Raw genomic sequence first — 13,122 nt, 5'->3', positions numbered from 1 at the left:
AGCGCAAGATCGCACTCACCGTTGCGCAGCGCCTGCACCGCCAGGTGCAGCGCCACCAGCGACGCCGAGCACGCCGTGTCCACCGACACCGCCGGCCCCTCAAGACCGAAGGTGTAGGAGAGACGGCCGGAGATGACGCTCGTCGCCGTACCGGTCAGCCGGTGCCCCTCGGCACCTTCCTGGCCCTCGGTGAGGAGGGAGATGTAGTCCTGGCCGTTGGTGCCGACGAAGACTCCGGCCTGGCTGCCGCGGAGCGAGGCCGGGTCGATGCCCGCCCGCTCGAAGGCCTCCCAGGAGGTCTCCAGCAGCAGGCGCTGCTGCGGGTCCATGGCGGTCGCCTCGCGCGGCGAGATGCCGAAGAACGCGGCGTCGAAGCGGGTGGCGTCCTGCAGGAACGCGCCCTTGCGGGTGTAGACCTTGCCCAGCTTGTCGGGGTCGTCGTCGAAGAGCGAGTCCAGGTCCCAGCCGCGGTCGGTCGGGAAGTCGACCACCGCGTCACCGCCGGCCACGAGCAGCTGCCACAGCTCCTCCGGCGAGCGGACCCCGCCCGGGAAACGGCAGGCCATCGCCACGATGGCGATCGGATCGTCGTCCACGGCCGTCACGACGGTGGAGGGCGCCGGGAGTGACGGCTGGAGGCCGAGCAGTTCGGTGGTGAGGTGGTCGGCGAGGGCGGCGGCCGACGGGTAGTCGAAGACCAGCGTCGCCGGCAGGCGCAGCCCCGTCGCCGCGTTGAGCCGGTTGCGCAGGTCAACGGCGGTCAGCGAGTCGAAGCCCAGCTCCTTGAACGCCCGGCCCGCCTCCACCGCCTCCGCCCCGGCATAGCCGAGGACGGCAGCCACCTGGCCCCGGACGACGTCCAGCACGGCGCGGTTGCGCTCGGCGGACGACAGTCCGGCGAGGCGCTGCCCCAGCGAGGAGCCGCCTGCGGTCGGGGAGGCAGTCGACTGCCCGGCCCCAGCCGCGGCGTTCAGCTCCCGGACCTCGGGAATCTCGGCGAAGAGCCGGCCCGGACGAACGGCCTCGAACTCGGCGGCCAGCCGCTCCCAGACGATGTCCGCGACGGTCAGGGCGATGTCGCCCTGGTCGAGCGCGTGCTGCAGGGCCGAGATCGCCAGCGCGGGGGCCATACCGACGACACCGTCACGGCGCAGCCGATCGGCAATAACCTCCTCGGTGGCGAGCCCGGCCTCGGCCCAGGCACCCCAGGCGATCGAGGTGGCGGGCAGCCCGTCCGCCCGGCGCTGCTCCGCGAGCGCGTCGAGATAGGCGTTGGCCGCGGCGTAGTTGCCCTGGCCGGCACTGCCGACCGAACCCGCCATCGAGGAGAACAGCACGAACGCCGACAGGCCATGCCCGGCCGTCAGCTCGTGCAGATTCCGAGCCGCCTCAACCTTCGGACGAGCCACCGACGCGAACCGCTCCCCGGTCAGACCGTCGACCACACCGTCGTCCAGCACACCCGCCGTGTGGAACACCGCCGACAGCTCGAACTCCGCCAACAGCGCCGCCAGCGCCTCGCGGTCGGCCACATCACACGCCGCCACCGTCACCGCGACACCGAGCTCGGACAGCTCGTCCCGCAGCTCGGCCGCACCCGGCGCATCCAGGCCCCGACGACTCGTCAGCACCAGATGCTCCGCACCGCCCCGGGCCAGCCAACGCGACACCTCCGCACCCAGCGCACCCGTACCACCCGTCACCAGCACCGTCCCCGACGGCGACCACGACGAGCCCTCACCACGCGGCGCACGCACCAGACGACGCGCGAACACACCCGACGCACGGACCGCGAGCTCGTCCTCGCCACCGTCGGCCAGCACGGCGGCCAGGCGGCCCAGCAGGCGGTCGTCGAGCACCTCCGGCAGGTCGATGAGACCGCCCCACCGCTCGGGGTGTTCGAGTGCCACCACCCGGCCCAGACCCCACACCTGTGCCTGCACCGGATCGGCCACCCGCTCCGACCGGCCCGTCGCCACCGCACCACGCGTCACACACCACAGCGGCGCATCGACACCGGCATCACCCAGCGCCTGCACCAGCGTCAGCGTCGCCACCGGACTGCCCGCCGCAAGCAGCGAGACCACACCGGAGAACCGGGCACCGTCCGCAAGGAGTGCCTGCAACTCCTCGGCCACCGAGGAGCGGTCGGCGGCGGCGCCGTCCAGCTCGTACCGGCGCACCTCCACCCCGCGTGCGGCGAACATGCCCTCGACGGCAGCGACGACGCCGTCGTCTCCGCCGCCGGCCGGCACGGCCACGAGCCAGATGCCGGACGGCACGCCGGAGCCGAGATCGGCCACCGGCTTCCAACTGTCCCGGTAGCGCCAGCCGTCGACGGTGTTCCGGTCGCGGTTCTGGCGGCGCCAGGCGGAGAGGGCCGGGAGGACCTCGCTCAGCGGGCGGTCGGCGTCGAGTTCCAGGGCCACCGACAGTGCGTCGACGTCTCCGCTCTCGACGGCCTCCCAGAAGCGGGCGTCCACGGCATCGACCGGCGTCCTGGCAACCGCCACCGAACTGACCGACTCGAGCCAGTACTTCTCGCGCTGGAAGGCGTAGGTCGGGAGTTCGACCGTCCGAGCGCCGCGACCGGCCAGCATACCCGGCCAGTCGACCTTCAGCCCGCGGACGTGCGCCTCGGCGAACGAGGCGAACAGCCTCTCCGGGCCGCCCTCACCACGGCGCAGCGTCCCGAAGGCCGCCGCACTCCGACCGGCCGCCTCCGCAGCGTCCTGCACCGCCATCGCGAGCACCGGGTGGGCGCTGACCTCGATGAACGTGCCGAAGCCGTCCGCGAGAAGGGTGTCCACCGCCTCGGCGAAACGGACGGTGGTACGGAGGTTGGTGTACCAGTACTCGGCGTCCATGCCGGAGCCGTCGACCAGCTCGCCGGTCACGGTGGAGAACACCGGCACCGATCCGGCCTGCGGCCGGACCTCCCCGAGCACCTCCAGCAGCTCCGTACGGATCGACTCCACCTGCGCGGAGTGCGAGGCGTAGTCCACCGGGATGCGGCGGGCCCGGATGCCGTCGGCCTCGCAGGAGGCCAGCAGCTCCTCCAGCGCGGCCGGCTCACCGGAGACCACGACCGCGGACGGGCCGTTCACCGCCGCCACCGAGACCCGGGCGTCATTGCCGATCCGCTCACGCACCTGCTCCACCGGCAGGGCAACCGACACCATGCCGCCCAGACCCGCCAGCCCACCGGCGATCGCCCGACTGCGCAGGGCCACCACGCGTGCGCCGTCCTCCAGCGTCAGCACACCCGCCACCACCGCAGCCGCGATCTCACCCTGCGAATGACCGACCACCACGCCCGGCTCGACACCGGCCGCCCGCCACACCTCCGCGAGCGAGACCATCACCGCCCACAGCACCGGCTGCACGATGTCCACGCGGTCCATCCAGGCATCGCCGTCGACGCCCCGGACGACGTCGAGCAGCGACCAGCCGTCCGCGAACGGCGCCAACACCGCTCCGCACTCCGCCATCCGACCGGCGAACACCGCCGAGGAGTCGAGTAGTTCAACCGCCATCGCGGCCCACTGCGAGCCCTGACCCGGGAAGACGAACGCCACTCGACCCGCCGAGCCGCTGACACCCCGGACCGCACCCGGTAGGTCCGCCGCCAGCGCCTCCAGCCCCGCCACGGCACCGGCACGGTCGCCCCCCACCACCACCGCCCGGTGCTCGAACGCCGCCCGCGACGCCACCAGCGAGTGACCCAGGTCGGCCAGGTCGAGGCCTGGCTGCTCGTTCAGGAGGGCCAGCAGGCGGGCCGCCTGGCCCTGGAGGGCCTTCTCGTTCTTCGCCGACAGCACCAGCGGCACGGCCGGGCTCTCGTCATCGGCGGCGGTCGAAGGCTCGACCGCCTCCGGCGCGTACTCGAGGATGGTGTGGGCGTTGGTGCCGCTGATGCCGAAGGAGGACACCGCCGCACGACGCGGACGGCCGGTCTCCGGCCAGGCCCGCCGCTCGGTCAGCAGCTCCACCGCACCCGCCGACCAGTCGATCTTCGCGGACGGCTCACTCACGTGCAGCGTCTGCGGCAGCACACCGTGCCGCATCGCCATCACCATCTTGATGATCCCGCCCACACCTGCGGCGGCCTGCGTGTGGCCGATGTTCGACTTCAGCGAACCCAGCCACAACGGCTGCTCGGCCGAACGCTCACGCCCGTAGGTGTTCAGCAGCGCCTGCGCCTCGATCGGGTCACCCAGCGTCGTACCCGTACCGTGCGCCTCCACCGCATCGACCTGATCCGACGCCAGACCGGCATTCGCCAGCGCCTGACGAATCACCCGCTGCTGCGACGGACCGTTCGGCGCGGTGAGGCCGTTCGACGCACCGTCCTGGTTGACGGCGGAGCCGCGCACGACCGCCAGAACCTGGTGGCCGTTGCGGCGGGCGTCGGAGAGACGCTCCACGAGCAGCATGCCGACGCCTTCGCCCCAACCGGTGCCGTCGGCGTCCGCCGAGAATGCCTTGCACCGGCCGTCGGCCGACAGGCCGCGCTGGCGGCTGAAGTCGACGAAGGTCTCGGGCGTCGCCATCACGGTGACACCGCCGGCCAGCGCCATCGTGCACTCGCCCTGGCGCAGCGCCTGGACCGCCCAGTGCAGGGCCACCAGCGACGACGAGCAGGCGGTGTCGACCGTGACCGCCGGACCCTCCAGCCCGAACGTGTAGGCGACCCGACCGGAGGCGATGCTGCCCGAGACGCCGGTGCCGAGGTAACCCTCCACACCCTCGGGGAGTTCGCCGATCCCGGTGGCGTAGTCGTGGTACATCACGCCGGCGAAGACGCCGGTCCGGCTGCCGCGCAGCGTCGCCGGGTCGATGCCGGCCCGTTCCACGGCCTCCCACGAAGTCTCCAGCAGCAGGCGCTGCTGCGGGTCCATGGCGAGGGCCTCGCGCGGCGAGATGCCGAAGAACTCCGGGTCGAACAGGCCTGCGTCGTGCAGGAAGCCGCCCTCACGGGCGTAGGTGGTGCCCTGGTGGTCCGGGTCCGGGTGGTAGAGGCCGTCGAGGTCCCAGCCGCGACCGGTCGGGAAGCCGGAGATCGCGTCACCGGCACCGAGGACCAGGCGCCACAGGTCCTCGGGCGATTCGACCCCACCCGGGTAGCGGCAGGCCATGCCGACGATCGCGATCGGCTCGTCGTTCGCGGCCGCCACCGGCCGGGCGGCGCCCGCGCCGGCCGCGGTGGCGTGCTCGTCCGCGTCGTCGCCGAGGAGTTCGGCGAGCAGGAAGGAGGCGAGAGCGCCCGGCGTCGGGTAGTCGAAGACCAGGGTGGCGGGCAGGCGCAGGCCGGTCGCCCCGTTGAGTTCGTTGCGCAGCTCAACGGCGGTCAGCGAGTCGAAGCCCAGCTCCTTGAACGCCCGCGCGGACTCCACCGCACCCGCGTCGGCGTAGCCGAGCACGGCGGCGACCCGGGCGCGGACCAGGCCGAGCAGGGTCTCCTCCCGGTCGGCGGTGGACGGCTGGGCCAGCAGGCGGACGACCAGGTCGGAGCCGCCCGCCGACGCCCCGGCGCGGGCGGCCCGCCGGGTCGGGACCCGGACCAGGCCCCGCAGCAGGGCGGGCAGGGTGCCGGCCGCGGCCTGGGCACGCAGGGCCGCCAGGTCCAGACGCATCGGGACGAGTGCAGCGCCGCCGGTGGCAGTGGCCGCGTCCAGCAGCGCGAGGCCCTCGGCCGAGCCGAGGCCGTGGATCCCGCCGCGGCTCATCCGCTGAACATCCACCGCGTCGAGGCTGCCGACCATGCCACTGCTGTCGGCCCACGGGCCCCAGGCGAGTGAGGTGGCGGGCAGTCCCGCGGCGCGGCGGCGGGCGGCGAGGGCGTCGAGGAAGACGTTCGCGGCCGCGTAGTTGCCCTGGCCGGGGCTGCTGAGGGTGCCCGCGGCGGAGGAGAAGAGGACGAAGGCGGTGAGCGGGTGGTCGGCGGTCAGCTCGTGCAGGGCGAGCGCAGCATCGACCTTCGGGCGGAGAACGGTGTCGATCCGCTCGGGGGTGAGCGCGGTGACGATGCCGTCGTCAAGGACGCCGGCCGTGTGGACGACACCCGAGAGCTCGTGGCCGGCGAGCAGCGCGCCCAGCGCGTCCCGATCCGCCACGTCGCACGCGGCCGTCGTGACGGCGGCACCGGCCTCCGTCAGCTCGGCGACCAGCTCCGCCGCGCCCGGCGCCTCAACACCACGCCGGGAGACCAGCAGCAGGCTCCGCACCCCGTGCTCGGCCACCAGGTGACGGGCCACCAGCCCGCCCAGCAGACCCGACGCACCCGTCACCAGGACGGTGCCGGACGGACCGAAGACCGGGGCGGCCTCCTCCGGGGACGCCTGCGCCCGGGCCAGGCGCGGCACCTGGATCGCACCGCCGCGTACGGCGAGTTCCGGCTCGCCGGCCGCCAGCGCTGCGGAGAGCGCCTCACGGGAGAAGTCGCCGCCGTCGAGGTCCAGCAGGACGAGACGGTCGGGGTTCTCCCCCTGGGCCGAACGCACCAGGCCCCAGACCGGGGCGTGCACCAGATCCTCGACCTCGGCGCCGACCGCCCCGCGGGTCACCAGGACCAGCCGCGCAGCCGCGAACCGCTCGTCCGCCAGCCACTCCTGCACAGTCGCGAGCACCCCGTGCAGGGCCTCGCGCACGGCCGCGGCCGTCTCCTCGGCCGCATCGACCGGCTCCAGCGCCAGGAACACCGCATCCGGAACGGCCAGGCCGCCGTCGACCGCCGCACCCAGCGCCGCCAGATCCACGAACGGCTCCGCACCGAAACCACCGCCACCGAGCACCGCCCACCGGCCCGCCGGCGCCTGGGACACCGGCAACGCCGTCCACTCCACCCGGTACAGCGACTCGACGAAGCCACCGCGCGCACTGCGCACCTGGTCCTCCGAGACCTCGCGGGAGACCAGGGTCTCCACCGCGGCCACCGGGCGGCCGGTCTCGTCCGCCAGCAGCAGCGAGGCCGTGTCCTGCCCGGCCTCAGAGAGGCGCAGGCGCAGGGCGGTCGCACCGGCGGCGTAGAGGGTGACGCCGTTCCAGGAGAACGGGATGCGGGCCCGCCGGGGACCGTCCGCGGCCCCGCCCTCCGCAATGTCCAGGCCGAGGGCGTGCAGCGCGGCGTCGAGCAGCGCCGGGTGCAGTCCGTACTGCTCGGCGTCCTCGTGGGCGCTCTCCGGCAGCCGGATCTCGGCGTACGTCTCGCCGTCGTGCCGCCAGGCGGCGCGCAGGCCCTGGAACACCGGCCCGTAGCCGAACCCGGCCGCAGCCAGGCGCTCGTACAGGTCGTCGACCGGCACCGGCACCGCGCCGTTCGGCGGCCACTCGGCCAGATCGAAGGCGGGCGCGGCAGCCGTGCTGCCGGGCGCGAGCACACCGGTGGCATGCCGCGTCCAGAGCTCACCGTCCGCGGCGTCCTCCGGGCGGGAGTGCAGGCTCAGCGTCCGCCGGCCCGCCTCGTCCACGCCGGCCAGCGCCAGGCGCAGCTGAACGCCACCGCGCTCGGGCAGCACCAGCGGCGCCTCCAGGGTCAGCTCCTCCAGCACGCCGCAACCGACCTGGTCGCCGGCCCGGATCGCCAGCTCCACGAACGCCGTACCGGGCAGCAGCACGGAACCCATCACCGCGTGATCGGCCAGCCACGGGTGCGACTGCACCGACAGCCGGCCCGTGAACACCACACTGTCCGACTCCGGGAGCTCCACGGTCGCACCCAGCAGCGGATGTCCCGCCGTACCGAGCCCGACCGACGCCACGTCACCGATGGCCAGGACCGGCGTCCGCGGCCAGAACCGCTGCCGCTGGAAGGGGTAGGTGGGCAGGTCGACCCGGCGGGCGCCGGTGCCGGCGAAGACCGCCGGCCAGTCGACGGCGAGGCCGCGGACATGCGCCTGAGCCACAGCCGCGGTCAGGCTGCGAGCCTCGGGACGACCGGCACGCAGAACGGGGACGAACGCGGCCTCGACCGCGGTCTCCTGGCCCATCGCGGAGAGGACGCCGTCCGGGCCCAGCTCGACAAAGGTACGGACACCGTCCGCCTCCAGGACGGAGACCGCGTCGGCGAAGCGCACGGCCTCACGAACGTGGCGCACCCAGTACTCGGGGTCGGTCAGCTCGGTCGAGGCCAGTGCCCCGGTCAGGGTGGAGACGACCGGGATCCGCGGCTCGGCAAACGCCACCTCGGCGGCGACGGATCGGAAGTCGTCCAGCATGCCGTCCATCAGCGGCGAGTGGAAGGCATGGCTGACCGTCAACCGCTTGGACTTCCGGCGCTCCAACTGCGCCACCACGGCCAGCACCGCATCCTCGACACCCGAAAGCACCACGGAGGTGGGCCCGTTGACCGCCGCGATGCCGACACCGTCGGTGAGCAGCGGCAGCACCTCCGCCTCGCCCGCCTGCACCGCCACCATCGCACCACCGCTCGGCAGCGCCTGCATCAGGCGCCCGCGCGCAGCCACCAGCTTCGCCGCGTCCGCCAGCGACATCACCCCTGCGACATGCGCCGCCGCAAGCTCACCGATCGAGTGCCCGGCCAGCACATCCGGGCGCAGGCCCCACGACTCCAGCAGCCGGAAGAGCGCAACCTCCAGCGCGAACAGCGCCGGCTGGGCAACACCCGTCCCGTTGATCAGCTCCGGGTCGGCCAGGGACGCGCGCAGCGGGCGGTCCAGCAGCGGGTCCAGCTCGGCGCAGACCGCATCGAACGCATCCGCGAAGCCCCGGAAGGATGCGTACAGCTCCTCCCCCATCCCCGCCCGCTGACTGCCCTGCCCGGTGAACAGGAAAGCCGTCCGCCCCTCCGCCACCGCACCCTCGGCACCGGTCACCCCGGCGAGCCCCGCCAGCAGCTCCGCACGGTCCGCCGCAGCGAAGCCCGCCCGGTACTCGAACGCCGCCCGACCGGTCGCCAGCGAGAAGCCCAGATCCAGCAGACCCGGCGCGCCCTCGCCCTCGACCAGCGCCACCAGCCCCGCAGCCTGCGCCGCCAGCGCCTCCGGACTCCGCGCCGACAGCACCACCGGCACCACCGGCAGCTCAGCCGCAGCCGTCGGCGCCTCGTCCACCACCGGAGCCTGCTCCAGCACGGCGTGCGCATTGGTGCCGCTGAACCCGAACGAGGAGATACCCGCGCGGCGCGGCGCACCGGTCTCCGGCCAGGCCACGTTGTCGGTGAGCAGCTCGACGGCGCCGGCCGACCATTCGACGTGCGGGGTCGGCTCGTCCACGTGCAGCGTCCGCGGCAGGACGCCGTGCTGCATGGCAAGCACCATCTTGATCACACCGGCAACACCGGCCGCAGCCTGGGTGTGCCCGATGTTCGACTTGACCGAGCCGAGGAGCAGCGCGCGGCCGTCCCGGCGCTCCTGGCCGTAGGTGGCGAGCAGCGCCTGCGCCTCGATCGGGTCACCGAGTCGCGTACCCGTGCCGTGCGCCTCGACCGCATCGACCTGGTCCGCCGTCAGACCGGCGCTCTCCAGCGCCTGACGGATCACCCGCTGCTGCGACGGACCGTTCGGGGCCGTGAGGCCGTTGGACGCGCCGTCCTGGTTGACGGCACTGCCGCGCACGACGGCCAGCACCTGGTGGCCGTTGCGCCGCGCATCCGACAGCCGCTCCACGAGGAGCATGCCCGCACCCTCGCCCCATGCCGTGCCGTCGGCGGCCGCGGAGAACGCCTTGCACCGGCCGTCGGCCGCGAGTCCGCGCTGGCGGCTGAAGTCGAGGAAGGTGTCAGGGGTGGCCATCACGGTGACACCGCCGGCGAGGGCGAGCGTGCACTCGCCGTTGCGCAGCGCCTGGACGGCGAGGTGCAGGGCGACCAGCGAGGAGGAGCAGGCCGTGTCGACGGTGACCGCCGGGCCCTCCAGGCCGAAGGTGTAGGAGAGGCGTCCGGAGACGACGCTCGCCGCCGTGCCGACGCCGAGGTGGCCCTCGAGCTCCTCGGGCGAGTTCATCAGCAGGGCGAGGTAGTCCTGCCCGTTGGTGCCGGCGAAGACGCCGGTGCGGCTGCCTCGCACGGTGGCCGGGTCGATGCCCGCCCGCTCGAACGCCTCCCAGGCGGTCTCCAGCAGCAGGCGCTGCTGCGGGTCCATGGCGAGCGCCTCACGCGGCGAGATCCCGAAGAACGCGGCGTCGAATTCGGCCGCCTCGTGCAGGAAGCCGCCCTCGCGGGTGTAGATCGTGCCGACCCGGTCGGGGTCCGGGTCGTAGAGGGTGTCGGTGTTCCAGCCGCGGTCGGTCGGCAGGCCGGACATCGCGTCGCCGCCGTCGACGAGGAGCTGCCACAGCTGCTCGGGCGAGGAGACACCGCCGGGGAAGCGGCAGCTCATGCCGATGATCGCGATCGGCTCGTCGTCGGCCGCCGTACGGGTGGTGCCCTCGGCGACGGCGGCGGGCTCGCGGCCCACCAGCTCGGCACGGAGGTGGTCGGCGAGCGCGGCCGCGGACGGGTAGTCGAAGACCAGGGTGGTCGGCAGGCGCAGCCCGGTGGCGGCGGCCAGGCGGTTGCGGAGCTCGACGGCGGTCAGCGAGTCGAAGCCCAGTTCCTTGAACGCCCGGCCGGCCTCGACCTGGTCGGTGCCGGAGTGGGCGAGCACGGCCGCGACGGTGGTGCGGACGAGGTCGAGCATGACGCGCTGCTGTTCGGCGGCGGGGAGCCCGGCGAGGCGCCCGGCCTGCGAGGAGCTGACCGCGGCGGCGCCGGACGCCTCGGTGGCGGCGGCCGCGACCTGGCGGGCCTCGGGGATCTCGTCGAAGAGCGTGCTCGGGCGGACGCCGGTCAGGCCGGGCAGGAAGCGGTCCCAGGCGATGTCCACCACGGTGAGGGCACCGTCGCCGTGCTCGACGGCCTGCCGGAGAGCGGTCATCGCCAGGGCCGGGGCCATCGGCGGGACGCCGTCGCGGTGCAGGCGCTGCTCGACGGTGCCGTCGGCGGCCATGCCGCCCTGCGCCCACGGGCCCCAGGCGATCGAGGTGGCGGGCAGCCCGTCCGCCCGGCGCTGCTCCGCGAGCGCGTCGAGATAGGCGTTGGCCGCGGCGTAGTTGCCCTGGCCGGCACTGCCGACCGAACCCGCCATCGAGGAGAACAGCACGAACGCCGACAGGCCATGCCCGGCCGTCAGCTCGTGCAGATTCCGAGCCGCCTCCACCTTCGGACGAGCCACGGTCGCGAACCGCTCCCCGGTCAGACCGTCGACCACACCGTCGTCCAGCACACCCGCCGTGTGGAACACCGCCGACAGCTCGAACTCGGCCAGCAGTCCGGCCAGCGCCCCACGGTCGGCCACATCACACGCCGCCACCGTCACCGTCGCGCCCAGCGCCGTCAGCTCGTCGCGCAGCTCGGCCGCACCCGGCGTGTCCAGGCCCCGACGACTCGTCAGCACCAGATGCTCCGCACCGCCCCGGGCCAGCCAACGCGACACCTCCGCACCCAGCGCACCCGTACCACCCGTCACCAGCACCGTCCCCGACGGCGACCACGACGAGCCCTCACCACGCGGCGCACGCACCAGACGACGCCCGAACACACCCGAGGACCGCACCGCGACCTGATCCTCACCACCGGCCAGCACACCCGCCAGCCGGGCAAGGACCCGACCGTCGAGCACCTCCGGCAGGTCGACCAGACCACCCCACCGCTCGGGGTGTTCGAGTGCCACCACCCGGCCCAGACCCCACACCTGCGCCTGCACCGGATCGGCCACCCGCTCCGAACGACCCGTCGCCACCGCACCACGCGTCACACACCACAGCGGCGCATCGACACCGGCATCACCCAGCGCCTGGACGAGCAGGGCGGTGAGCAGCAGGCCGTTCGATGCGCCGCCCTTGCCGCCGTCGGTCCGGCGCTCGTCCAGGGCGAGCAGTGACAGGACGCCCGCGACGGCGGTGCCGTCGGCAACGGCCTGTGCGACGAGCTCGGCCAGGTCGGCGCGGTCGGTGGCGGCGTCCGGCTCGATCCGGCGGGCGTCCACGCCGCGCTCGGTGAGGGCCTGCACCGTGCCGAGCACGGCGGCGTCCTCGGCCGATCCGGCCGGGACGGCGATCAGCCAGACGCCGGCGGGCAGCGCGGTGGCGGCCTCGCCGACCGGCTTCCAGGTGGCGCGGTAGCGCCAGGCGTCGACGGTGGCCTGCTCGCGGCTCCGGCGGCGCCACGCGGAGAGGGCCGGCAGCACCGAGCTGAGGGGCTGGTCGCCGCTGAGGTCGAGCGTGCTGGAGAGCGCGTCGAGGTCGCCGCTCTCGACCGCCTCCCAGAAGCGGGCGTCCACCGCGTCGACCGCGGCTGCGGCGGGCGCGGGGGCGGCCAGGTTCTCCAGCCAGTACCACTGACGCTGGAAGGCGTAGGTGGGCAGCTCGACGAGGCGGGCGCCCCGGCCGGAGAGGACGGCCGGCCAGTCGACGGCGGTGCCGCGCAGGTGGAGCCGGGTGAGGGCGGTGGTGAGGGTGCGGGCCTCGGGGCGTCCGGCGCGAAGGGCCGGGGTGAAGAGGGCGTCCTCGGTGACGCACTCCTGGCCCGCCCCGGAGAGCACCCCGTCGGGGCCGAGTTCCAGGTAGGTGCGGACGCCCTGGCCCTCCAGGGTCCGGACGGCGTCGGCGAAGCGGACGGTCTCGCGGACGTGCCGCACCCAGTACGCGGGGTCGGTCAGCTCGGTGGAGGCGAGTGCACCGGTGAGGGTGGAGGCGATCGGTATCCGCGGCGCGTGGTACGTGATCTGCTCGGCGACGGCGCGGAACTCGTCCAGCATGCCGTCCATCAGCGGCGAGTGGAAGGCGTGGCTGACCGTCAGGCGCTTGGTGCGGCGGCCCGCCAGCTCGGCGAGCACCGCCCGGACGGCGTCCTCGGCGCCGGAGACCACCACGGAGGCGGGCCCGTTGACGGCGGCGATGCCGGCACCGTCGACGAGCAGCGGCAGCACCTCCTTCTCGGTGGCCTGCACCGCGACCATCGCGCCGCCGCGCGACAGTGCCTGCATCAGCCGGCCGCGGGCCGCGACCAGCGCGGCCGCGTCCGCCAGCGAGAACACACCGGCGACGTGGGCCGCGGCCAGCTCGCCGATCGAGTGGCCGGCCAGGTAGTCCGGACGGACGCCCCAGGAGTCGAGGAGGCGGAAC

General features: G+C 74.1%; 1 protein-coding gene. It reads right to left on the bottom strand.

Going from position 1 to position 13,122, the window contains the following annotated elements; all coding sequences use genetic code 11:
• A partial coding sequence (locus tag ACFV0G_RS21545; protein ID WP_380550090.1) for a type I polyketide synthase occupies nucleotides 1-13,122 on the bottom strand: 13,122 nt, incomplete at both ends.

Source organism: Kitasatospora sp. NPDC059571, from assembly GCF_042735675.1.
GTDB lineage: Bacteria > Actinomycetota > Actinomycetes > Streptomycetales > Streptomycetaceae > Kitasatospora.
The sequence above is the reverse complement of the archived record's forward strand: the minus strand, read 5'-3'. Positions and strand labels throughout refer to the sequence as shown.